This window comes from Moritella marina ATCC 15381 (genome assembly GCF_008931805.1).
Classification (GTDB): Bacteria; Pseudomonadota; Gammaproteobacteria; order Enterobacterales; family Moritellaceae; genus Moritella; species Moritella marina.
Genome location: NZ_CP044399.1, coordinates 1,046,293 through 1,070,978, shown reverse-complemented (window position 1 = coordinate 1,070,978; position 24,686 = coordinate 1,046,293). Strand labels below are relative to the sequence as shown.

At 40.7% G+C, this 24,686-nt stretch carries 28 protein-coding genes; 2 read left to right on the top strand and 26 right to left on the bottom strand.

The genetic code is table 11. The annotated features are described in order from the left end of the window. Positions 1-16 precede the first annotated feature (16 nt). From lapB to FR932_RS04840, 11 genes are all read right to left on the bottom strand, one after another. On the bottom strand, positions 17-1,186 hold the full coding sequence (gene lapB / locus FR932_RS04890) for a lipopolysaccharide assembly protein LapB (protein ID WP_019442818.1): 1,170 nt from the start codon (positions 1,184-1,186) through the stop codon (positions 17-19). Between the two features lie 8 nt (positions 1,187-1,194). Continuing rightward, on the bottom strand, positions 1,195-1,482 hold the full coding sequence (locus FR932_RS04885) for a LapA family protein (RefSeq protein ID WP_019442819.1): 288 nt from the start codon (positions 1,480-1,482) through the stop codon (positions 1,195-1,197). 228 nt (positions 1,483-1,710) lie between these two features. Continuing rightward, positions 1,711-1,995, bottom strand: a complete 285-nt coding sequence (ihfB, locus tag FR932_RS04880) for an integration host factor subunit beta (RefSeq protein ID WP_006034591.1) — start codon at positions 1,993-1,995, stop codon at positions 1,711-1,713. Between the two features lie 67 nt (positions 1,996-2,062). Next, a complete protein-coding gene (gene rpsA / locus FR932_RS04875) occupies positions 2,063-3,730 on the bottom strand; it encodes a 30S ribosomal protein S1 (RefSeq protein WP_019442820.1) in 1,668 nt (555 codons plus the stop codon). A 122-nt stretch (positions 3,731-3,852) separates the two neighbouring features. Continuing rightward, positions 3,853-4,527 carry a (d)CMP kinase gene (gene cmk, locus FR932_RS04870; RefSeq protein ID WP_019442821.1) on the bottom strand — a complete coding sequence of 225 codons (675 nt, stop codon included), beginning with the start codon at positions 4,525-4,527 and terminating at the stop codon, positions 3,853-3,855. Between the two features lie 198 nt (positions 4,528-4,725). Continuing rightward, a complete protein-coding gene (aroA, locus tag FR932_RS04865; RefSeq protein WP_019442822.1) occupies positions 4,726-6,009 on the bottom strand; it encodes a 3-phosphoshikimate 1-carboxyvinyltransferase in 1,284 nt (427 codons plus the stop codon). A 125-nt stretch (positions 6,010-6,134) separates the two neighbouring features. Continuing rightward, positions 6,135-7,250, bottom strand: a complete 1,116-nt coding sequence (hisC, locus tag FR932_RS04860; protein WP_019442823.1) for a histidinol-phosphate transaminase — start codon at positions 7,248-7,250, stop codon at positions 6,135-6,137. Positions 7,251-7,361: 111 nt separating this feature from the next. After that, positions 7,362-8,453 carry a 3-phosphoserine/phosphohydroxythreonine transaminase gene (gene serC, locus FR932_RS04855; protein ID WP_019442824.1) on the bottom strand — a complete coding sequence of 364 codons (1,092 nt, stop codon included), beginning with the start codon at positions 8,451-8,453 and terminating at the stop codon, positions 7,362-7,364. A 246-nt stretch (positions 8,454-8,699) separates the two neighbouring features. Beyond that, the gene (locus FR932_RS04850) at positions 8,700-8,960 is read right to left on the bottom strand and encodes a hypothetical protein (RefSeq protein WP_019442825.1); all 261 of its coding nucleotides are present in this window, start codon (positions 8,958-8,960) and stop codon (positions 8,700-8,702) included. A 157-nt stretch (positions 8,961-9,117) separates the two neighbouring features. Beyond that, entirely contained in the window at positions 9,118-10,014 is an 897-nt protein-coding gene (locus FR932_RS04845; RefSeq protein ID WP_193787380.1) for a DMT family transporter, read from the bottom strand. 78 nt (positions 10,015-10,092) lie between these two features. Continuing rightward, the gene (locus tag FR932_RS04840; RefSeq protein ID WP_019442827.1) at positions 10,093-10,428 is read right to left on the bottom strand and encodes a hypothetical protein; all 336 of its coding nucleotides are present in this window, start codon (positions 10,426-10,428) and stop codon (positions 10,093-10,095) included. 142 nt (positions 10,429-10,570) lie between these two features. Here FR932_RS04840 and FR932_RS04835 point away from each other — a divergent pair, with 142 nt between their 5' ends. Next, positions 10,571-11,062, top strand: a complete 492-nt coding sequence (locus FR932_RS04835; RefSeq protein ID WP_019442828.1) for a peptidylprolyl isomerase — start codon at positions 10,571-10,573, stop codon at positions 11,060-11,062. Between the two features lie 61 nt (positions 11,063-11,123). Here the strand turns inward: FR932_RS04835 and FR932_RS04830 are convergent, their stop codons facing one another. The 7 genes from FR932_RS04830 to FR932_RS04800 all read right to left on the bottom strand — a co-directional run bounded on the left by FR932_RS04830 (position 11,124) and on the right by FR932_RS04800 (position 15,259). After that, a complete protein-coding gene (locus tag FR932_RS04830) occupies positions 11,124-11,663 on the bottom strand; it encodes an HAD family hydrolase (protein WP_019628798.1) in 540 nt (179 codons plus the stop codon). Then, the gene (locus tag FR932_RS04825) at positions 11,626-12,126 is read right to left on the bottom strand and encodes a GNAT family N-acetyltransferase (RefSeq protein WP_019442830.1); all 501 of its coding nucleotides are present in this window, start codon (positions 12,124-12,126) and stop codon (positions 11,626-11,628) included. Before FR932_RS04825 ends, FR932_RS04830 begins: the two co-directional genes overlap by 38 nt. Positions 12,127-12,159: 33 nt before the next feature. Further along, positions 12,160-12,795, bottom strand: coding sequence for an FMN-binding negative transcriptional regulator (locus FR932_RS04820; protein ID WP_019442831.1), 636 nt, complete (start codon positions 12,793-12,795; stop codon positions 12,160-12,162). Positions 12,796-12,872: 77 nt separating this feature from the next. Continuing rightward, positions 12,873-13,247: a cupin domain-containing protein gene (locus tag FR932_RS04815; RefSeq protein ID WP_019442832.1), complete on the bottom strand. Its 375-nt coding sequence runs from the start codon at positions 13,245-13,247 to the stop codon at positions 12,873-12,875. A 37-nt stretch (positions 13,248-13,284) separates the two neighbouring features. Further along, positions 13,285-13,911, bottom strand: coding sequence for a LysE family translocator (locus FR932_RS04810; protein ID WP_026032240.1), 627 nt, complete (start codon positions 13,909-13,911; stop codon positions 13,285-13,287). Between the two features lie 37 nt (positions 13,912-13,948). Continuing rightward, positions 13,949-14,449, bottom strand: a complete 501-nt coding sequence (locus FR932_RS04805; protein WP_019442834.1) for a GNAT family N-acetyltransferase — start codon at positions 14,447-14,449, stop codon at positions 13,949-13,951. 9 nt (positions 14,450-14,458) lie between these two features. Further along, positions 14,459-15,259: a class I SAM-dependent methyltransferase gene (locus FR932_RS04800; RefSeq protein ID WP_019628799.1), complete on the bottom strand. Its 801-nt coding sequence runs from the start codon at positions 15,257-15,259 to the stop codon at positions 14,459-14,461. A gap of 353 nt (positions 15,260-15,612) precedes the next feature. On the opposite strand from FR932_RS04800, the gene FR932_RS04795 reads away from it, so the two are divergent. Continuing rightward, complete coding sequence (locus FR932_RS04795) at positions 15,613-16,404, top strand: GGDEF domain-containing protein (RefSeq protein ID WP_019442836.1); 792 nt, start codon at positions 15,613-15,615, stop codon at positions 16,402-16,404. A 38-nt stretch (positions 16,405-16,442) separates the two neighbouring features. On the opposite strand, the gene FR932_RS04790 is transcribed toward FR932_RS04795, so the two are convergent. The 8 genes from FR932_RS04790 to prpC all read right to left on the bottom strand — a co-directional run bounded on the left by FR932_RS04790 (position 16,443) and on the right by prpC (position 24,506). Beyond that, positions 16,443-17,054, bottom strand: a complete 612-nt coding sequence (locus FR932_RS04790) for a LysE family translocator (protein WP_019442837.1) — start codon at positions 17,052-17,054, stop codon at positions 16,443-16,445. 36 nt (positions 17,055-17,090) lie between these two features. After that, positions 17,091-17,558, bottom strand: coding sequence for a GNAT family N-acetyltransferase (locus FR932_RS04785; RefSeq protein WP_019442838.1), 468 nt, complete (start codon positions 17,556-17,558; stop codon positions 17,091-17,093). Positions 17,559-17,576: 18 nt separating this feature from the next. After that, positions 17,577-17,945: a hypothetical protein gene (locus FR932_RS04780; RefSeq protein WP_019442839.1), complete on the bottom strand. Its 369-nt coding sequence runs from the start codon at positions 17,943-17,945 to the stop codon at positions 17,577-17,579. A gap of 183 nt (positions 17,946-18,128) precedes the next feature. Beyond that, the gene (locus tag FR932_RS04775) at positions 18,129-18,662 is read right to left on the bottom strand and encodes a YqhA family protein (protein WP_019442840.1); all 534 of its coding nucleotides are present in this window, start codon (positions 18,660-18,662) and stop codon (positions 18,129-18,131) included. A 248-nt stretch (positions 18,663-18,910) separates the two neighbouring features. Continuing rightward, positions 18,911-19,333, bottom strand: coding sequence for a lysozyme inhibitor LprI family protein (locus FR932_RS04770; protein ID WP_019442841.1), 423 nt, complete (start codon positions 19,331-19,333; stop codon positions 18,911-18,913). Between the two features lie 165 nt (positions 19,334-19,498). Further along, a complete protein-coding gene (gene prpF / locus FR932_RS04765) occupies positions 19,499-20,707 on the bottom strand; it encodes a 2-methylaconitate cis-trans isomerase PrpF (protein ID WP_019442842.1) in 1,209 nt (402 codons plus the stop codon). Between the two features lie 13 nt (positions 20,708-20,720). Further along, on the bottom strand, positions 20,721-23,375 hold the full coding sequence (acnD, locus tag FR932_RS04760) for a Fe/S-dependent 2-methylisocitrate dehydratase AcnD (protein WP_026032242.1): 2,655 nt from the start codon (positions 23,373-23,375) through the stop codon (positions 20,721-20,723). A 6-nt stretch (positions 23,376-23,381) separates the two neighbouring features. Beyond that, positions 23,382-24,506 (bottom strand): bifunctional 2-methylcitrate synthase/citrate synthase, encoded by a 1,125-nt coding sequence (gene prpC / locus FR932_RS04755; RefSeq protein ID WP_019442844.1) that lies wholly within the window; start codon positions 24,504-24,506, stop codon positions 23,382-23,384. Positions 24,507-24,686: the final 180 nt, after the last annotated feature.

The following is a 24,686-nucleotide window of genomic DNA, read 5'->3' as shown; positions in this document are numbered from 1 at the left end:
GGCTGACTTGCTCGCGTTATTCGCCATCTAAGCCACGAATTGGTTTAACACTTCCCCAACGTTTACACGATGGACAATGCCAATAAATGCTTTTGGTACTAAAGCCACATTTACGACAACGGTAAATTGGCTTTAATTTAAGTTGCTCACCAACTAAGTTTCGCAGCATGGTTAAGCTTTCTTTTGCTTTACCCTCTTCCGCTGCCTGCTCTTGGTATTGCATTAAATGATAAAAACCTTTCATCGTCGGCGTGCGAACAATTTGATTTAAAATTAACTTTTCAGCGGGCTCTAAACCAACGCTGCTAACAGTGAAATCAGCTAACTCAATGGCAACACTGATACCAGCTTTATTATTTTGTGCGTCATTGAGAAAATGAATAAAACCGTCTTCATCATTTAATTCAACATAGCAACTTTTCAATTTCTGTAATATTTCAGTGACAAAATCAATATCCTGCGTCATCACATGTTCAAGCCAAACGATGGCTTTTTTATATTCACCTTGTTCAATATGTAAATCAGCAAGCATAATACTTGCCCTCACACAGAGTTTGTCATGCTGCAAGGCTTTCTTAAGGCTTGTTAAACGTTTCTTGGGTTCATTAAGTAACGCTGGAGATTTGGCTAGCGCGCAATAGAAATGGGAAACTTTACGATCAATTTTAACATCACCCATTTTTTTGAGTTTGTTACCGACTGCTATCGCTTGTTCCCATTCTTTGGTTTGTTCATAAATAATGATGAGTTGCGATAATGCAATTTGGCGATGTTCAGGTTCATCAATCAATTTCAGAAATAATTCTTCGGCGCGATCAACAAGGCCTGCCGCAAGGTAATCTCGCGCAAGTTGTAATAATGCCAGGTTACGCTGTTCATGCGTCAATGACGGGCGAGCAATCAGGTTTTGGTGAATCTTAATCGCGCGTTGTACTTCACCACGTTGGCGAAATAGATTACCGAGAGCCAAATGCGTATCAATAGTTTCACTATCAACATCAAGTAAATCGATAAATAAATCAACCGCTTTATCAGGTTGGTCTGATAATAAAAAGTTAAGTCCAGTCACATACTCCCTAGAGATTGTATGCTGCTTATCTTGTTGTAAATAGCGACCATTTCTTCTACCCATATACCAGCCATACGCAGCGGCAACAGGAAGTAAAAGAAATAAAAGTTCGAACATACGGTAATTTAACCTTTAATATCAGTAATACGTAATTTCTCAAGCTCTGTTTCTTGACGCTTAGATTTACGTTTTAATTTCGATATAGATAGCTTTAACTTCATCATCAACAAAGCCATACATGTCCCTGCTATGACTAATCCAGCGACAAATGCACCTATAAGCAGAGAAGATAGTTTAAATGCGTCGAGTGCGACAAGATAATTAAAATCCACTAACTGATCGTTACTCGCAGCAAATGCAGCTGCTAACGCCAGTGTACAAGCGATAATTATAAAAAAGATAAATGATTTCATCGACGTCCTCTGTGATATAAATTATATATACATGGATTATCGCCAATAAATGAACCAAGTGCTAGTAATATATGGTGAAATCCAAAACAACTACACTCTGCTAGTATAGAAACAGCACAGTGAGGGCCTTTTGGCTATATAAATACAAGTAACCATTTTAAAAGATAGTAAAAAAAAGGTAAAAAAAAACGACACACCTAAGTATGTCGTTTTAGCAAGTATTAACTACTATAGCGAAGCGTTAACACGATCTCTAAGTTCCTTACCAGGTTTGAAATGAGGAACATATTTGCCCTCTAATTCAACCTTTTCACCTGATTTAGGATTGCGCCCAATTCGAGGTTCACGGTAATGTAGAGAAAAACTTCCAAAACCGCGAATTTCAATTCGATCGCCAGTTGCTAAAGTATCTACCATCTGATCCAGTATAGCTTTCACAGATAATTCAACATCTTTAGTAGCTAGCTGCGAATTTGCAGTGCAAAGACGTTCGATTAGTTCTGATTTTGTCATATAGTCTCCATTAAGAATATTATCGACATCGTGCTAATAAGGGGTGAATAAACACCCCTCAGGCTTATTATTCGCCTTTAGCAGCTTTAAATGCTTCTGCCATAGCAGAAAGACCAGACTCTTGCGGTTGGCTGTTTACACTAGCCATTGCTTCTTTCTCGTCAGCTTCATCTTTAGCTTTAATTGAAAGGCTGATTACGCGGTTTTTACGATCAACACCTACGTATTTAGCTTCAAGTGATTCGCCTTCAGATAATACTAGGCTTGCATCTTCGATACGGTCGCGAGAGATATCGCCAACACGGATGTAACCTTCAACGCCTTTAGCTAGTTCAATTGTTGCGCCTTTAGCGTCAACTGAAGTAACTGTACCATTAACAATAGCATTCTTCTTGTTATTAGCTAGGTATTCGTTGAACGGGTCTTCATCAATTTGCTTGATGCCTAAAGAAATACGTTCACGCTCTGGGTCTACTTGTAGAACTACAGCTGTGATTTCGTCGCCTTTCTTATAGTCACGAACGGCTTCTTCACCAGTAGCATCCCAAGAGATGTCTGAAAGATGAACTAGACCGTCAATGCCGCCGTCAAGACCGATGAAGATACCGAAATCTGTAATAGATTTGATCTTACCAGTAACTTGCTCGCCTTTGATACGTGAAGTTGAGAAGTTTTCCCAAGGATTAGCAATACATTGCTTAAGACCTAGAGAGATACGACGACGTTCTTCATCGATATCAAGAACCATAACTTCAACAGAATCGCCAACATTAACCACTTTAGAAGGGTGAATGTTTTTGTTAGTCCAATCCATTTCAGAAACGTGAACTAGACCTTCAACGCCTTCTTCAATTTCAACGAAACAACCGTAGTCAGTTAGGTTCGTAACTTTACCAGTCAGCTTAGTGCTTTCTGGGTAACGTTTAGCGATAGCTACCCATGGATCTTCGCCTAATTGCTTAAGACCTAGAGATACACGTGTACGTTCACGATCGAATTTAAGAACTTTAACGTTGATTTCATCGCCAACATTAACGATTTCACTTGGGTGCTTAACGCGTTTCCAAGCCATATCAGTAATGTGTAGAAGACCATCAACACCACCAAGATCAACGAATGCGCCATAGTCAGTAAGGTTCTTAACGATACCTTTAACTTCTTGACCTTCTTGAAGGTTAGCAAGAAGCTCTTCACGTTCTGCACTGTTTTCAGTTTCGATAACTGCGCGACGTGAAACAACTACGTTGTTACGTTTTTGGTCAAGTTTGATTACTTTGAACTCTAACTCTTTGCCTTCAAGGTGAGTAGTGTCACGTACAGGACGAACGTCTACTAAAGAACCTGGTAAGAATGCGCGAATTGTGTTCACTTCAACCGTGAAACCACCTTTAACTTTACCGTTGATAACACCGATAACAGTTTCTTGGTCTTCGTATGCTTTTTCAAGCTGAATCCAAGACTCGTGGCGTTTAGCTTTTTCACGAGAAAGTTGAGTTTCACCGAAACCGTCTTCAATTGATTCTAGTGCTACATCAACTTCTTGACCAACTTCAACTTCAAGTTCGCCAGCAGCGTTCTTGAATTCTTCAGCAGGAATAGAAGATTCTGATTTAAGACCAGCGTCAACTAAAACGTAACCGTTTTCGATTGCAACAACAGTTGCTTTGATGATGCTACCAGGAGCAGCAAGTTCTTGTAGTGACTCTTCAAAGAGTAAAGCGAAAGATTCATTCATAATGAGTTATATGTACTTATAAAACGTTCACATAAGCAATCCGGCTAATGTGGGTTGTTAATCAAAAGTCATCATCATCCTTGATGCTTGACTGCTAAATAATCGACAGAATATCGACTACCTTAAATTTTACCTTCTGCAAAAGCCAGCACACTTGCAACTACGTCTTCGATTGACATAGATGTCGAATCGATAACCAGTGCATCGTCTGCAGGCTTTAATGGAGCGACCAATCGGTTGCGATCTTGATGATCTCGCTTCTCGATCTCTTCCAGAAGGGCTGACATGCTAACATCGAAGCCTTTGTCTTGCAACTGATTAAAGCGGCGAACGGCCCTTTCTTCAGCAGAAGCGTCTAAAAATATTTTTACAGGCGCATCAATGAATACCACGGTACCCATATCACGACCATCTGCAATCAGACCAGGAGCCGTGCGGAAGTCACGTTGACGCTGTAATAATGCTGCACGCACAGCAGGGTAAACCGCTGCACGAGAGGCTGCAAAGCCCGCTTCTTCAGTACGAATTTCACGTGATACATTTTCGCCTTCTAGGATAACTTGTAACCCATCAGCAGTTGGGACGAAACGCACGTCGAGGTTAGCTGCAAGTGCAGTCAGCCCCATTTCGTTGTCTAAATTAACATCATGGTGCATCGCCGCTAATGCTAAAACACGATAAATGGCACCACTATCTAGTATATGCCAACCTAGCTTAGCCGCAAGTAATTGGCATAAAGTACCTTTACCAGAGCCACTCGGCCCATCGACTGTAATAATTGGTGCTACTGCGGTCATAAATTCTCCAAACTCAATATCTAACATGTAACTTTACATTGAGCTACATGGTTCTGGCCGCGATTATAACGGATCTTCATGAAAAATGTATGGAATAATAGCCGTAAACAAAAAAAAGCGAGATATCACCTTATCAGTAATATCTCGCTTTTTAAGATTGACACTGCCCTGGCAACATCAACTATAAGGCATTTACGCTTATGCTTGCACTAGACCAACAAAGCGGTCGAAATAATCAGGGAAAGTTTTTGACGTACAACCAGGATCATTAATCGTAACGGGTGTATCACTCAGTGCCACAAGTGAAAAGCACATAGCCATACGGTGATCATTATAAGTATCAATAGCAGCATGGATCAGCTGTGCTGGCGGAGTGATTTTAATATAATCATTACCCTCTTCTACTACTGCGCCAACTTTGCGTAACTCAGTCGCCATCGCCGCTAAACGGTCAGTTTCTTTCACGCGCCAGTTGTATACATTACGGATCACTGTCGTACCTTTTGCAAACAATGCAGTGGTCGCAATGGTCATCGCCGCATCAGGAATGTGGTTCATATCTAAATCAACCGCCTTCAACTCTCCCACTTCCGCTTCAATATAACTATCCGCCCAAGTGATTTTACCGCCCATGGCTTCAATGACATCAGCAAACTGAATATCGCCTTGGATTGATTGCTTACCAATACCCGTTACGCGGATCTTACCGCCTTTGATTGCCGCTGCAGCAAGAAAATAAGACGCAGAAGATGCATCGCCTTCAACTAAGAAGTCACCTGCAGCTTGGTATGTTTGCTGACCTTTAATAGTAAACATTTGATAATTATCGTGGCTTACCGTGATACCGAACTGTTGCATAATGTGCAGCGTAATTTCAATATACGGTTTTGAAACTAATTCGCCGATAATTTCAATCGTCGTGTCATTTTCAGCCAAAGGTGCTGCCATTAAAAATGCCGTTAAGAATTGGCTTGACACACTGCCATCAATCTTAATATGGCCACCTTTAAGACCTGTGCCTTTAATTAATACCGGTGGGTAATCAATATTTTTTAAATAAGTAACGTCTGCGCCAGCTTGGCGTAAACTATCAACTAAACTACCAATTGGGCGCTCTTCCATGCGTGGTTCACCAGTAAGTTCAAACTCACCGTCACTCAAACATAATGCCGCACATAAAGGTCGCATAGCCGTGCCAGCATTACCTAAAAACAACTCTAGCTTTTCAGTGACCGAAAATGCACGCCCTAATCCGGTGACGGTACAGATAGTCTTACAGGCAGACAAATCATACTGCACACCGAGCTTTGTCAGTGCGTTCAACATATGACGAATATCATCACTGTCTAATAAATTAGTTAAACGCGTCGTGCCTTCAGCTAACGCCGCAAGTAATAATGCACGGTTTGAAACGCTTTTAGAGCCTGGTAAGTTAATAGTGCCTGATACTTGGCCAATTGGTTGTAATGTTAATTTTTCCATAAATTTATTCACTTAATTTTTTAATATTTGATTCTCACACTCTGTTGATCATGAGCTTTATATAAGGTCTTAATATAAACCGTCATTAACGAACAACAGAATAAGGACTACAATCTTAACGACTATTACTGCGCGTCTAATTCAATCAACACAGCGAGTAAGGCTTGCATAAATGTTTCATTCTCAAGCGCTGTACCAATACTTACACGTAAATGCTTGGTTAGACCATAACCCGCAACAGGGCGCACAATGACCCCTTTATGCAATAATGCTTGATAAACTGCTGCAGGATCTTGAGTAAGTTCCACCGTAATGAAATTACCTTTTGATGGAATATAGCCAATACCTTGGTCACTGAAAAATGTTTCGAGTACTGCACGCTGCTGATTATTTAATGCCACACTCGCGGTTAAAAAATCATGATCAGACAAAGCAGCTTGCGCGGCCGCCAATGCAAAACTATTACAATTAAATGGCTGACGTACACGATTTAAAATATCAGCGATATCAGGGTGTGACATGCTATAACCCACACGTAAACCTGCAAGACCATAGGCTTTAGAGAAAGTACGTGTAATGATGAGGTTCGAAAATTCCGTTAACCAAGTAATCGACGGTGCTTGCAGTTCTTTATCTACATACTCGAAATACGCTTCGTCGAGTACCACGATCACCTCTTTTGGCACTTGTGTTAAGAATGCATATAACGCTTCCGCCGTTAAAAATGTACCCGTTGGATTATTTGGGTTAGCAATAAAGATAAGACGCGTGCGTTCTGTAATTGCTGCTAACATCGCCGGAAGATCATGCCCCCAATCTTTCGCTGGTACCGCAACACCTGTCGCGCCAATTGCTTGTGTCACTAATGGATACACGACAAAAGCATGCTGAGCAAAAATCACTTCGTGTTCAGGCGTCACAAAGCTGCGAGCGATGAGTTCGAGCACATCATTTGAACCATTACCTAAGGTAAACAGTGCAGGCGCAAGATCGTATTTATCTGCCAATGCTTGTTTTAGATAAAAGCCATTCGCGTCTGGATATCGTGTGATACCCGCTAACTGCTGCTCTAACGCTGCTTTAACTAACTCACCAACACCTAATGGGTTCTCGTTAGATGCTAATTTAACAATATTAGTTAACCCTAATTCACGCTCTAATTCATCAGTCGGCTTTCCCGCTTGATAAGGGTGTAAACCTTGTACCCCTGTATTTGCTAAAGCAAAAAAATCACAACTCATATTAAATCCTTATAGCCGGCATGGTAGTGAATCTCACCTGTATCCCTTGCCTTAATGCGTGTTAATTATGCTTTCTAAGCGTTGTATGTTCTTTCTATTTGTTATTCTTGATTAGCGCTGTGCGCGCTCAAATTTTTCCATAAAACCGATAAGCGCTTTAACACCTTCGATTGGCATAGCATTATAAATACTCGCGCGCATACCACCAACGATACGATGGCCTTTTAACGCCATCAAATTCGCCTCTTGAGATTGCTGCAAAAATGCCGTATCGAGTTCGCTCGATGCTAATGTAAACGGTACATTCATTTTAGAACGGTTACCTGCAGCTACATTATTTCCGTAGAAATCACTGCTATCAACATAGTCATACAATAATTTAGCTTTTTCCGCATTAATCTCTGCAATAGCTGTCAGGCCGCCTTGTGCTTTTAGCCATTTAAATACCAGTCCGGCTAAATACCAAGAATAAGTCGGAGGCGTGTTAAACATTGAATCGTTTTCAGCCATTAGTTTGTAGTTGAAAATTGATGGCGTTTCTTGTCTGGCTTTGTCGAGTAAATCATCACGTACAATGACCACACCTAACCCCGATGGCCCGATGTTCTTTTGTGCGCCAGCATAAACAATACCGAACTTGCTAATATCTAATGGTTTAGACAGGATATTTGATGACATATCAGCCACTAATGGGATATCACCAGTTTCTGGAATATCATTAATTTCAATACCTTCAATGGTTTCGTTCGGGCAGTAGTGAACATAAGCAGTATCTTTACTTGAAACTTGCCATTGTGATGCAGGCTTAACAGCAACCATACCATAGGTACTTGGCATGAGAATACTTGATTCATTCACTTGGCAATACTTCTTGCCCTCAACAACCGCTGACTTTGACCATTGACCTGTTAATAAGTAATCAGCTTGGTTTTTATCGCCAAGGATATTGAGTGGTACAGCAGCAAACTGACCGCGGCCACCACCTTGTGAGAAAATAACTTTGTAGTTATCTGGAATGGCTAACAAATCACGTAAATCTTGCTCTGCCGCAGTAGCAACAGCCATGTAGTCTTTACTACGATGGCTCAATTCCATTACCGATACACCGGTATTATTCCAATTAATAAATTCTTTTTGGGCTTGTTCCATCACTGCAGCTGGCAACATTGCGGGACCAGCGCAAAAGTTATATGTCCGACTCATATCAATTTTCCTTGTTAACAATGCAGCTTAAACGGTTTAAACCTTTATTGGATGACTATCTAATGTAAGCGATTAACGTTGTTTTTAAAAGTCTTTATTTCACTGTAAATAAATCGCTATTAATGAACTCATAGAGGGTATCAAAACGGGGATAATTGGCTGCTGAGGAATTACTTTAGGAAGGATTAAGTTACGCTAATGTCATTAACGTAACGCTATAGCTAACACTGTATACGTGTGACTTTATTATTTTGCCACTTTCTTAGGTAACGCCGATTTGGCGAAAAAGAAGATTAATGAGCCTGTAGCCATAGATAACATCGCCAAACCAAACTTGGCATCACTGCCCATGCCGATAATGAGTAGAAACAGGCCGATAATAATAAGCGATGAGCCCATAAACATAGCAGCACGAGGATGAGTACTAACAAAGCTCGTTTGTTTAATGCCATGTTGGTGTTTATGTGAATGTTTTGCTGCTTTACGTTTATGCTTTCTGACTGACATAATTTGCCCCCGACACGAATTAATTTAATGCGCAGTGAATAGTTAACGCCCTCATCACTACTTAACACCTTCAATAATATCCCTTTATACTTATACTTCGAGGTCTATACCTCAAAGTATTGATGCACATCATATTATTATAGATGATAAGTGAGCTTTAGACTTTTACTCCGCGGCGATTAAAGCTACCAAATACGTTAATTAACGCGCCGATAATAATCAAAGCACCACCTGCCCAAGTCCATATAGAGGGTACTTCACTAAACAATAACCAACCAAATATGATAGAGAACACCACTTGTATATAGGAATAAGCTGTCGCTTTGCTTGCGACTTCAGTTTTCATCGCTTTCGTTAATCCGACCTGACCAATTTGAGTAAAAATACCAATCAAGATAAGTAATATCAATGCTTCGGCATCTGGCATAACAAAATCATCCCCTAACAAAAATACGGATAAAGGTAATGCCATCAGAGGGAAATAAAATATGATCACCGAACTATCTTCAGTGTTACTAAGACGCTTTACGATCACATACGCAATAGCACTGCCTAACGCCCCCATGAGTGCAACAGCCACACTAAATAAAGGTAATTCGTTGCTCGCTGACAATGTTATTTCAGGACTAACAATAAGCACTAAACCAAGAATACAACACAAAATACACACAATAGTCGAGCGTTGAATACGCTCTTTAAGAAACACCAAGGCAAGTAACGCGGTAAAGACAGGATGTAAATACTGCAAAATAGTCGCCTCGGCTAAAGGCAATGTCGTCACGGCGTAGTAGACACAGATAAGCGCTAAAGAACCAACGGCACCGCGCGCTATCAATAATTGTTTATTATGTCCCCAAACGGATAACCCTTTTCGACGCACATCGACATAGCTAATAATCAATGACACGATCGCTCTTGCCGCTACAATTTCAAAGACAGGAATGCCATGGGTACTGACTAACTTAACGCAAGCCGTCATGATCGCAAACGCCAATGCAGACATCAGCATGAACCTGACACCGACGGGGACATTGTATATAAATTGAATAGGCATAATAAACGGATAACTTTAGATGATTAGAAGTGGTGATCCTATAAGACTAAGCATCTAAATGATAGCAGTTTTAAAGCGTTATCGAGTTGTACTTAATCTGTTGATGTAGTCGCACCATAACGTTGAATGTCGCGCAGGTACATTTGCGTCACCACGAATACCGAGTTTAAATTCAATCACTGAACGCCATTCTTGCGAACCTAAATCAGGTCCATGCCCTTGCCCATCACCAGTGATTAACTGACTATCTATTTCAGAATACCAAGCATGAGTGCATATTTGTGGCTTAACCTCTGTCGCAGCCAATATCGTATCTTCGGTCACAGTCGTCATTTCACTTTTACTGGAATTCGAACACCCGATTACAATAGTACTGAATGCTGTAATCAGTATTAATTTTATTACTCTCATCATAATAACATCCTTATCAAACTACAGTTTAGAGCCCATTATCTTGAAAACACCGTATACTGCAACGATAAAACGAATAGCGTTATGAATAGCTATATTAGTAACTCTGTTAATACCGACACGAATACAACGATGGTGCAACAAAATGATTATTTTTACCACAAACTTAGGTGACATTGAAATTGAACTCAATATGGAGAAAGCGCCTGTCACATCGAAAAATTTTATCCGCTATTGTAAAGAAGGCTTTTATGAAGGCACTATTTTCCATCGCGTGATTAAAGATTTCATGATCCAAGGTGGTGGTTTCACTGAAAAAATGCAAGAAAAGTCAACACGGCCAGCGATTGCTAACGAAGCAAACCGTGGCCTTAAGAACATCATTGGTAGCATTGCCATGGCCCGTACAGACTCTCCACATTCAGCAACATCTCAATTCTTCATTAACTTAGATGATAATAACTTTTTGGACCATACAGCCACTACAAATGCAGGTTGGGGTTACACCGCGTTTGGTAAAGTGACAGCTGGGATGGATGTGGTGAACATGATCGCCTTTTCTAGAACGACCACAGTGAAAGGCCATGAAGATGTGCCAAGCGAAGCCATTGTTATTAAGAAAGTGAGGATAAAGTAATTGCCGTTGTAAATAATCATAGCGGTGCCATTCATGCTTAATGGCACCCTATCAATTTCATTTAAAGCTCACATAATTCACTGAGATGTATAACCTGCTGATAATCACTGCTAACTTCTTCCCGTGGTGCATCAGGTGTATACCAGATCGCATTTAAACCAGCCTCAATAGCAGGTTCTATATCGCGATGTAATATATCTCCGACCATGGTGATCTCGCTTGCATCAATGCCAAGCGCATCAACGATGGCTTGATAATAAGCTGCCGTTCCCTTACCGATACCCAGATTCGATTGGCAAAAATATCCTAATATATATTCATCCAAACCAACACGCTTAAACGCAGCAACAATATCCGCTTCACTTGAATCACCTGCACCAGTCGCAACGTAAAGTTTACAGCCCTGTTGTGACAATAATGCCAACGTATCATGTGCACCAGTAATCGCTTCTACATGTTCCCACTCGCACATTTTACCTTTCATTTCAGGCGGGTTAACCATCAAAGTGCCACCCCAATCAAATAGATAAATCTTAGCCATCATGCTCTCCGCTACATTATCATCACGAATGGTTATTAAATCGCGCCATATGATAAACATTCACATATTGGCCATTTCTAAACGCAAACGCTTTCGACTCACCTTCAATGACGAAACCAAATTTTTCATACAATGCAATTGCAGAATGATTATCTGTATAAACCGTTAATTCAATACGCATAATATTAAGCCAGTTATCCGCCAAATCAATAATATTACCCAGTAAGGCACAACCTACACCTTTACCTTGGCAATGATCTTTCACTCCCATACCAAATGAGCCTACATGACGTCGACGCATATTACTGCATACTTCAAAGCCAATATTACCAACAATTTCACCATTGATCTCGGCGACAAAGGAATAGACGTTAGCAGGTACATTGGCCATACGTTCCGACCACCCCTTCACCGATGGATTAGGTAATTGCAGCGTGCCACTGTAAGCATTTTTACAGGCGTAAATATCACGAATGGCCAAGCCATCTTCGGGTTCTGAATGTCTTACTTTGATTTCTTCCATGTCACGCTACTCCATTACAGCTAAATTACATTATTAATCTTTGATATACTGATTCACTAAATCAGCCATTTCTAACGATTCAAAACCACCCTGAGCCACCAGCCCAGAAACAACTCCGACTTGATTTTCATGCGGTTGATTTTGACTTACTTTCCATTGACCCGTTATTGATACAATTTCAAGCTCCAAGCCAACAATAGCGGGTAACATTTTTTGGATATATTCAGGTGGCGCATCATTGATTGACCAAGGGCTCGCTAGGCCCGCTTCATGTTGGTCACTAAGCTTAGCTATGTGGTTTAAGATCCAGGTATCATCATGAATACACTGCATCGAGCCTTTTACATGAACAGCTATATAATTCCATGTCGGCACTGCCCTGCCCGTTTTTTGCTTCGTTGGATAATGGTTTGGGGAGATATAGCCGTTTGGCCCACTGAAAACAAGCAACACGTCCGCGTTATCGTTTAACGTTTTCCATACAGCATTGGCTTTAGCAACGTGACCTTGCAGTACATCTTCGCCCTGAGAAGTGGCGAATATAAAGGGAACATGGTTAGCCTCTAAGCCAGCATCCGAGTAACTGATTAGCGTCGCTAATGGATATTTAACAATAAGGTCTTTTAATGTATCGCTATCTGTTTGCTTAAACGTCCTTGGAATGTGCATTTTCTCTCCTTGAAATAAATTCATCACCAACATAATCAGCCAGCCTATTGATTATATTAACAATACCTTACTATGAATCATTCTGGAACAATTGATTGACTTGGAAAGGATATTTCTAAAACTAAACATTCTTGATCACAAATAAACGGCCCATGAACTTCTCCCGGAGGACGACTGGCGTAATCCCCCGCTTCTAACCACACATCAAATACCACATCGAAAAGACGCCCTGAGATAATGAAGATCTCTTCTGGATAATCATGATACTTACTACCAAACGCTGACGTATCTGCGCCCGCTTTAAAACGAGTTAACCGAGTATAATCACCTGTATCATCATCCATAGATAATGTCAGTTGTTCAAGTTCGCCATTCGTGTCCGCAATGACTTCCCATTGGCTTTTATTCGCCAAGGCTAATGTATTCCAATACTGAATTGTGCTTTTAGTCATAATACTTACCTCCCTGTTGTAAAATTCACCAAACTCTTTATTTTTGCGTCAAAATCAGAGAGCTGAAATATATCATCGCCGTACCAGACAACCTTTGAACCCAATTACCAATTTTAGAGTTTTTGGCTGATGACTTTATTCTGTCTATTGCGAAAGTAACACCAATGAACCATACGAATATGATGCTTGCATGAATTGAAACTAAAGAAAATGCATTCAAATATGAGAAGTTATCAGGTGATATAAATTGAGGAAAGGCTGCTAAATAAAACATAGATACCTTTGGATTTAATATTTGCGTTATAAACCCTTCATTAAAATAACTAAGACCCTTTCTTTCAGTCTTCGTTATGTTTTCCGTTTCGTTGTTATTATTGGTGGTTTTATAAGAGCTAATAATGGCTTTAACACCAATATAGAACAAATACCCTGCACCCAATATTTTCACGATGAAATATAGATCGGTAGATTGCATCAACAAGGCTGAAAAACCAAAAATGGAAAGTGCGCCATGGAAAAACGTCGCCACAGTTAATCCCCAAATATTAAGGATTGAAGCCTGCTTTCCTTGTGCCGAAGCGGTTTTTAAAATTAACACCCCATTTGGTCCTGGTGATATCACTAGAAGTAGAGCGATTAAGCTAAACGCTAATATGTCATTCACAATTAAGTTCTCCATTAATAACCATTCGGATATTGTACTAAAAACTCACGCTTAATACTTCAATCTCGAACACCATGCAAAGCTCACCCTCAGTTAAATCTGCCGTCGACGCCGTCATCTTAAAACCAGACTTCTCATAAGATCTGATCGCACTTTGATTTTCTGGATAAACCGCGAGTTTAAGCGTTGTGACATTAAGCTCTGTTGAGGCATATTGCTTGGCTAGAGAAAGTAAATGAACACCAATACTTTTCCCCCGATAACCTGATTCCACATACATTTGAATAATTTCCGCTACGTCACTCGACACCTCAGTAACACCGCACAAACCAACTAACTTATTGCCATGAAATGCGCCAAGCATGATGTTACTTTCGTAGCCATCTTGGATCAGCCTTTCAAAATACAATGTCTGGATATTAATTTGCTCTAAGTATTTAGCACCAAAACATTCAGGATGTAACTTGAGGCTCTCTAAGCGTACATGACGATACTGCAAGCTATCCTCGGGTTTTAAGGTTCTGTATTTAATATCCATATTTACCCTCTATTCGTTGATTTTTCTTGCGAGTAATAAGCCATGATTACTTGCTCCTAATAGAGACGGCTCATCACATGTTTTTAGATGGTAGTTCAACCATGTTTGGTACTGTTCGGTGGTAAAGTTATTAACCCCTGACGAGATATATCGATTAAAACCATCTGTCGCCACATGCCGTAATGTAGAAAAACCACCAGCAGTAATTAGTGTTTCCACTTCAGTTGGCGTTGCAAAATAGCCCACATTAAAAAAGCTATCAGCTAATGGCGTTGGCACCAAACCTGATTCTAGAAGTGTGGATAGAACCTCAGGAGTCACCAATTCCGGATATTGTTGAGCAAACATGCCAGCAACGAAATAGCGCGATATATAAGCAATTGCTAGTACTCCATTCGGCTTAAGAATTCGATAAGCCTCTGTGATAGCTTGCTCACGCAGTTCTTGAGTATGTAAGTGATATAGAGGTCCGAGAATAACGCAAAGATCATGTGAGTTACTTTCAATAAAGGGCACAGAACAAGCATTACCTTCATGAATAGAAAGTGTTAAACCTTGATCTTTGGCTTTACGTCGCAAAATATTAACTTGGTCAGGAACCAATTCAACAGCCGTTGTATCATAACCCATTTTGGCGAAGTTAAGCGAATAACGTCCCGTAGCAGCGCCAAGTTCAATGACTTTTACTTCAGGAACTAGATACGTTTTCAACACGTCCATCGTGGTATCAAATTCCATTTGCGCAATGAACTGCCGAGTAAGGCGGCTATCTTCATTAGCATCGGTATATTGTGCGATTAATCCTTGCAATAAAACCTCCATTTTAAATAATCAGTTATATAAACCAGAGCAGCCTATCGGTATCTGTGCTGTCTAAGCTCCTCCTATTAATCTACCTCTTTATTTATACATAAATAATAAAATAATTACTACGGTATCTGATTCAATACTCGGTATTGAGCAAGTAATCATTCATATACTGTATTACACATCAATGCATATAATTAAATACATTATGATTTATAAAAGGATAATAAATACAGTTTTAAACTCTGATTTAATATGGATAAACACATCATTCGTCCGCTTAAACGTCCACATCCACCATTTCTTTTTTAACGTATATGATAAGCTGAAATTAATATTGTTAATCGGCTTTCTCTATGTTTTATAAAAAACCTCCTTTTATTATTTCGGCCATTATATTGCTGTGCTTATTAGCCATGATTAATGTCTATCAACCCTTTGGTTTTGGATCGTTAGCCGATCTTTATTTTGAAAGCTGTACTTTTGTGGTACTTATTTACATCTATTTAACCGCTTTCCAAGCAATCAAGTCTTACATTTTCTTAAGGCTTGGCGGCATATCACTGCTATTTAATAAAATTTATGATCTATTAACAGAGATCCCTTTTATTGAAAACCACTCAGACCGTTTTGAAACGCTAGATACCATTTTTGATGACGGTTCATTGCTCGTTTCAGTTATATTTATCGCTATCGGTATTACGAGAATGACTAAAAATCTCGTCAAACAAAGCAGCAAAGATGAGTTAACCGGATTATATAACCGCAAGAAATTTCCTGAGATTCGCTTAGATGTTTTTGAACTCATCTATTTTGATCTAAATGGCTTGAAATCAGTCAATGATACAAAAGGTCATGCCGTTGGAGATCTCATGATCATTCGTTTTTCGCAAGTATTAAGGCAAGCTTGTTTAGCAAATGAAATGGCGTTTAGGGTAGGCGGAGATGAGTTTGTCGTGACAGTACAGCCAGAACGAGCCAATGAGTACATCAATCAACTTTATATGCTGCTAGAAAATGAAGCTATTTATTTTTCTTATGGGATTGAACGGGCCACAAAAACCACATTTAATGACGCACTAGTACGCTCTGATAAAGCGATGTATGCAATGAAAACACAGAGTAAAGCCAGTAACGTGACGATATAAGGTTCGTTATATAATATGAACACTCTCGGTATTAACTACTATTTAGTTGATGTAGCCAAGCCTACGCCGAAGCACATAAAAACACTGCCACTGACTTTATTAAGTACTTCCCTACCCTTTGGTTCTAGTAATTTATTTTTCGCAAAACGTGATAAAAAGGCATAACCACTATGAATAATAATCACTAATAAACAAAATGTTAAAGACAATGTAATAAACTGAGCAACATAGCTCCCTTCAGAATTAATAAACTGTGGGAACAATGACATAAAGAAGAGTATTGGTTTAGGGTTTGAAGCGGTAAGAGAAAGGCCTTCCAGATAACATTTGATATTCGATTTATCTTTCAATTCGACATGCGTATTTAAGGGCGCTTGGGCTCGCCACATTTTTATACCCAAATAAATTAAATAGGCTGCACCGATCAACTTAACAGCTGTAAATGCTACCGCTGACGTTGCTAAAATAACACCAATACTTGTTGCTGACAGTACAGATACGATGAACACACCAGTGGCAATACCAAATATGCCTGAAAAGGTATTGGCAGCTCCTCTTTGTATCGCATTATTAATCGTTAAAATAACACCTGGCCCAGGGCTCGCAATTGTCAGCGCTGCAACGAGCACATACATTAAATAATTTTCCATAAATTCCCTTACAGATATAACAGCCTCAAATGCGAGCTAGTTAATATACTTTTCCATGACAAAATTTATTAACTTTTGCCCTCTCACTTCGACTAATTGCTCTTTAGCTAACGTAAATCCGCAATGTTCATAGAACGGGCGAGCGGTAATACTCACATTTGAATAATATCTCATAACTCCCGCTTCCTGTCCTGCAGAAAAAACGTGATTCATTAATGCCTTGCCGACACCTTGGCCTTGATACTCGAAATGACAAAAGAAATAATCGATCAATCCGTCATCTTGTAAGTCTGCATACCCGACGATGATGCCATCAATTTCAGCAATAAATGGAGACAACCCTGTCACTTTATTTTTCCAAATTTCAAAATCAAATGACTCAGGAGCCCATGCTTCAACCTGTACTTGAGAGTAGTCACGGGCATTGATATTACGAACAGTATTAAAAAATATATCCCATAACGCATTAGCATCACTTTCAATGTAATTTCGAATGGTTATCACTATTACTTTACCTTATGATCAATTATTTGCATATATACTTAAAATTGGAAATTTATGTTCTCCAAATGAGAGAGTAATAGACTGAGTTTCTCGTCCACTAAAACTTGATTCATAGGCCAGTGGGGTCGAGCTATCACCATCAGCAAACAGAGCCATTAACTGGCTACTATTAAATTCTCGATGCCCTGAAGATAAATTCGTCAGTGTGATAACCGCCCATCGCTCGCCTGAATCATTACTCATCAGTACATAACTATCCACTTTGAAGTCACTGCTTCTAGGACTTATACCACTACGATTAGGAAAGGAAAAATCACTATTTTTCGAGACCACTCGGTCAATATTCAAAGCTCCAGAATCTTCAGCTTGAACCGACAACGACAGCATAATTAATCCTGGAAATAAAAATTTAAACACACCAAACCCTCTACGATTAAAGTCAAAAAGTACAATTGCTCTTAGTAAAATAAAACATATATAAACAAGAAATCACATAAAAACGTGTATAGTTCGTTGTTAAACAATAAATAAAGTTCAAAAAATATTTTATTTTAATATAGCCTATTCGTCTTAATGACCACCATTTTTGTCATTCAAATCCAAGAACTTTAATGCCAGTGCTAAGAGCAAAATAGAGATCGGTAAAATCAAGATCTCCCAACTTAAGTTATTCAAGTTGATTAAGATCATCTCCAAAAACTTAACAAACAAAATGATCACAATCACTTCACCCAAAATATTCTTTAGATGACCAATATCTGGCGTTTTAATCCAACTTAATACTGTAGGAATATTTTCTAGCTTTTTATCGGTAATGAACAACGTAAATACACCGTGTGCAAAGATAAATAACACCAAGGCAATCAGGAAGGTATCTAAACCTTTAATTAAATAGGCGGTGGCAATGTCGGCAGAATCAAGGTGCGCTAATGTCTCGTCTGGAATATAACCAAACGCAACAGCGGTAAAGGCATAATATGTTTTGATTGCACCCACGACAAACAATAACAAAGAGCCTAACAATGAACAGATAATAGCTATCCAGCTGATAAATCTGAAAATAAAGAATACATCCTTCATTCTTTTAATACTGTGGTTTTTCATTTTCACTCCGACTCTTTGTTATCACTATTTTATGTGCTCTAGGCAACGAATTATCACGTTTAATGGCGGCAATATATAGCGTTTCTAGCTGTTGAACAAGCCTAATTAACCTACTAATACAATTAATAAAATATCATAAATAGAGGCTTACTTTATTCACAGAGAAAATCGAAGTATAGATGATATTAGCAAGTCGCATTGTTACGCTTTGGTAATAATTCCGCTTGTATTTTATAGATTAAGATGAATTAAGTCAGATCCGATGTATGCGGCTCAGGTAATACAGGCTCTGCACTGTCCATATAGGTTAAGTATTGTGCCCACAATTCATGGGTTCGTTGTTGGGTAAGCTTAGTCCGACAACTTAGTGTCATCATCACTCGCATGGTTCCGTCTCTAAATAGCGTAAAGACCGAGTCACATTGTGATTTACTATAAGATTGCCAAGCTGATTGGGCGATATTAATCGACTCGACAACGCTTGTATCTGCAGTATATTGAGCAATACTTTTATTCAGATAAAGCTGCATTTTCGCTTCCGCTTTATCTAATTCCACTTTCGCACAGTAATTTATTTCTAATGTGTTAACCGCTTTATCGCAGTCTACCGAGGTCGCCATTGCCGTAAAACTACAGACGCTCATGATCAAAAATGTAATTACCTTTACCATTATAAAGTCAGCCTCGATGTGAATAAGCTGACAATATAACGATATCTCAAAATTAATCCAATTATTTCAGTAACTGGTTTGATTAGTTTGGCGTTTGTAACCAATTGTTATAAACGCGAATAATTATAGCGGCTAATGGTTATAAACAGCGGCAGTCATTAACTCTTATTCAGCAGGAATGCGTACCCTACCTTCCATCAGAATACGCGCACTCCGGCTCATACTCGCTTTAATCACAGTCCACTCGCCATTAACTTGGTTAGCCTGTGCACCAACCCGTAATGTGCCTGATGGGTGGCCAAAAGTCACTGTTTTACGCCCACAGCCACCCGCAGCTAAACTCACTAACGTACCCGGGATCGCAGCGGCAGCGCCAATTGCCACAGCTGCAGTACCCATCATGGCGTGATGTAATTTCCCCATTGATAATGCCCTGACCGACAGATCAATTTCATGGGCAGTAATCGCTTTATCACTTGATGATATATAATCCGCAGACTTCGCGACAAACGCCACCTTAGGTGTATGCTGACGCTGCACAGCCTCTGAAATATCAGTAATTAAGCCCATTTTAACCGCACCATAAGCTCGAATAACTTCAAATATAGCTAATGCTTCAACATCATTATTAATTACGTCTTGTAACTCAGAACCTGTGTAACCGACATCTTCGGCATTGATGAAGATAGTCGGTATACCAGCATTAATCATCGTCGCTTTTAATTGTCCACCAGCAACGACTGATTCCGGCACAACCAAGTCATCGATCAGATTTCCGGTCGGGAACATCGCTCCTCCACCATCTGCAGGATGCATAAACTCGACCACCACTTCTGCCGCAGGAAATGTCACACCATCCAACTCAAAGTCACCGGTTTCTTGCACCAAGCCATTTGTCATTGGCACATGGGCAATAATTGTTTTACCAATATTGGCTTGCCAAATACGGATAATAGCAATACCATTTTCTGGAATACGAGTCACATTAACCAAACCACTGTTGATCGCAAATGAACCCACCGCCGCAGATAAGTTGCCACAATTACCACTCCAATCCACAAACGGTTTATCAATTGACACCTGACCAAACAGATAATCAACATCATGATCCGGTTCATCACTTACTGACACTATAACCGTTTTACTGGTGCTTGATGTTGCCCCTCCCATACCATCTGTTTGTTTTCCGTAAGGATCAGGACTACCGATAACACGCAGTAACAACGCATCTCGAGCAGGCCCCGCGACTTGCGCAGCTTCAGGTAAGTCTTCTAGATTAAAGAACACGCCTTTACTGGTGCCGCCACGCATATAGGTCGCAGGGATCTTTAGCTGCGGTAAATGTTGTGATAAAGAAGTGCTATTATTTGTCATCGTTCAGTACTCCTTACTGAGCTTCATTCGATTCAAGGAAATCCTGTGCAAAGCGTTGTAATACACCACCAGCATCATAGATAGAGACTTCTTCAGCGGTATCTAAACGACAAGTAACAGGCACTTCTACAATCTCACCGTTTTTACGATTTATGATCAGAGTCAGTGTAGAACTAGGCGTTGGCTGGCCTATCACATCAAAGGTTTCACTGCCATCAATCGCGTAGGTTTGACGACTTTCCCCGGTTTTAAATTCCAGCGGCAGAACCCCCATACCAACCAAATTAGTACGGTGAATACGTTCAAATCCTTCAGCAACAATCGCTTCAACGCCCGCTAAACGAACACCTTTTGCCGCCCAGTCACGTGACGAGCCTTGACCATAATCTCCACCTGCTACAATGATCAACGGCTGCTTACGGTCCATATAAGTTTCAATCGCTTCCCACATACGGGTAACAGTACCTTCCGGTTCTATGCGTGCTAGTGAGCCTTGCTTAACTTGGCCGTTTTCTAACACCATTTCATTGTTTAATTTTGGATTAGCAAAGGTCGCACGCTGCGCTGTTAAGTGATCGCCACGGTGAGTCGCATAGGAATTAAAGTCGACTTCCGGTAAACCCATCTTATCTAAATATGCACCCGCCGCACTATCAAGCATGATGGCATTAGAGGGTGATAGATGATCGGTCGTAATGTTATCGCCCAATACCGCAAGAGGACGCATACCTTTAAGAGAACGTTCCCCCGCTAATGCACCTTCCCAATACGGCGGTCGGCGAATATAAGTGCTCATTTCACGCCAATCATACAAGGCGTTATTTTTATCCCCATAATCAACGCTACATTCTATCTCTGTACCGGTATCAGTACCTATATCAGAGCCACGATCAGAATCAACAGCAGTACCAAACATAGGGTTGTAAACTTGACGGAATTGCTCAGGTTTAACGCTCGCTTTAAGTACCGCATCAATTTCTTCATCACTTGGCCAAATGTCTTTTAAGGTGATGGCATTACCGGCTTGATCAAACCCCAGAGCATCACGCTCAATATCAAAACGTATGGTGCCTGCGATAGCATAAGCAACCACTAACGGTGGCGAGGCAATAAAGGCTTCATTGGCATGAGGATGAATACGACCATCAAAGTTACGATTTCCCGACAACACTGCAGTGGCATATAAATCACGATCTAAGACCTCTTGTTGAATAACCGGATCCAGCGCACCGCTCATACCATTACACGAAGTACAAGCAAACGCCACAATACCAAAACCAAGTTGTTCGAGTTCGGGTAATAATGTCGCCTCTTCGAGGTAAAGTTTCACTGCTTTTGAACCTGGTGCCAGTGATGTCTTAACCCAAGGTTTACGGGTTAGTCCTAACTTATTGGCATTACGGGCAATCAAACCAGCTGCAATCATGTTGCGTGGATTACTGGTATTGGTACAACTGGTGATGGCTGCGATGATCACAGCGCCATCGGGCATTTTACCCAGTTCATTATCAACTTTACCACTGATGCCACGTTTCGCTAATTCAGACGTGGGCACGCGGTTATGCGGATTTGATGGGCCTGCGATATTACGGCACACAGTCGATAAATCGAAAGTCAGCACGCGCTCGTATTCAACTTCACTTAAATCATCTGCCCACAAACCTGTTTCTTTGGCATAGGTTTCCACCAACTTAACTTGCTCGTCTTCACGACCGGTTAGTTTAAGATAATCAATGGTCTGATCATCAATTGAAAACAGCGCCGCCGTGGCACCATACTCAGGTGTCATATTGGAAATAGTAGCGCGATCACCCAGGGTGAGATGGGCGACGCCTTCTCCATAAAACTCCAAATAACTTGATACAACTTTCTGCGCACGCAAGAACTCCGTCAATGCCAACACGGTATCGGTTGCTGTCATGCCTGCGGGCGGTTTGCCTGCCAGCTCAACACCAATAATATCTGGTAGGCGCATATATGATGCGCGACCGAGCATCACACTTTCAGCTTCTAGCCCGCCGACGCCAATTGCGATCACCCCTAGTGCATCGACCATGGGTGTATGGCTGTCTGTACCCACTAAGGTATCAGGAAACGCCACACCGTTACGGGATTGGATCACTGGTGACATGCGCTCTAAATTGATTTGGTGAAGAATACCGTTACCGGGTGGGATCACATCGATATTTTCAAACGCAGTTTTCGTCCAATTGATAAAATGAAAGCGATCATCGTTACGGCGATCTTCAATGGCACGGTTTTTTGCAAATGCATCGGGATCAAAGCCCGCATGCTCAACAGCCAGTGAATGATCGACAATCAATTGTGTAGGCACGACAGGATTGACCTTAGAGGGGTCTCCACCTTTTTCAGCAATCGCATCACGCAGACCAGCTAAATCAACTAACGCGGTCTGACCTAAAATATCATGGCAAACAACACGTGCCGGAAACCAAGGAAAATCAAGATCTCGTTTGCGTTCAATAAACTGCTTTAAAGACGCGGTTAATGCTGCAGGATCACAACGACGCACCAAGTTCTCGGCGAATACTCGGGAGGTGTACGGCAAGGTTGCATACGCGCCCGCTTGTATATCATCAACAGCGGCACGAGTATCAAAATAATCCAGTTCACTGCCGGGCAGTGCTTTACGATAGTTAGTATTCATCATCCATTATCTCTCTGAAATCGGTGTGACAACTCTTGGCTCTGCACCAACATAATCTGCACTCGGGCGAATAATACGGTTATTACTGCGCTGTTCCATCACATGTGCAGCCCAACCGGTTAAACGTGAACAGACAAAAATAGGGGTAAATAATTTCGTTGGAATGCCCATGAAATGATACGCAGAGGCATGGAAGAAATCGGCATTACAGAACAGTTTTTTGTTATCCCACATAAACTCTTCACAGGCCACTGAAATGTCATATAACGCGGTATCGCCGTGTTCTTGCGCCAATTTTTCGGACCATTTTTTGATAATGACATTACGCGGGTCGCTAGTGCGGTAGATAGCATGACCAAAGCCCATGATTTTTTCTTTACGTTCCAGCATGCCTGCCATCTGGATTTTCGCATCTGCTGGTGAGGTGAATGTTTGGATCATATCCATCGCCGCTTCATTAGCACCACCGTGTAGAGGCCCACGTAAGGTACCAATCGCGCCTGTTACGCACGAGAACATATCAGACAAGGTTGATGCACAAACACGTGCAGTAAAGGTTGACGCATTAAACTCATGCTCTGCATATAAGATCAGTGATACATCCATCACGCGGCGATGTTGCTCTGACGGCGCAGTGCCACGTAACAATTTAAGAAAATGACCAGCCAATGATGCTTCATCCGTTGTACAGTCAATTTCCACACCATCATGGGAATAACGATACCAGTAACACATGATTGCAGGGAACGCAGCAAGCAGACGATTCGCGGCTTGATGTTGCGTGCTAAAATCAGCTTCAGGCTCAATATTACCTAAGAATGAACAACCCGTTCGCATCACATCCATTGGGTGGGTGTCAGCTGGAATATGTTGTAACACTTCTTTTAACGATTGCGGTATATCACGCAACGTATGTAATTGCGCTTTGTATGTTTCTAGCTGATCAAGTGTCGGTAATTCACCGTTAAATAATAAATAAGCCACTTCTTCAAAGGTGGCCTTTTCAGCCAAATCGGCAACGTCATAACCACAATAGGTTAAGCCGCTACCTGATTTACCAACAGTACAAAGCGCTGTTTCTCCGGCGCTTTGACCACGTAACCCAGCACCTGATAGTTTCTTATCTGTCATCATTATTCCCTTAATTTTTATTAACGTGAAGCGGCTTATAGCAACTCTACAGTCACCACTGCGCTAACGGCAATGGGCTAACCCTGCAACATCCTGTTTGCTATTGTTCGCTTGATTTTTTAGCTCTTATTTTTGTCTATCTTCTCTTTGAGACTATTATTTACTCTTTTCTTCAGCTTT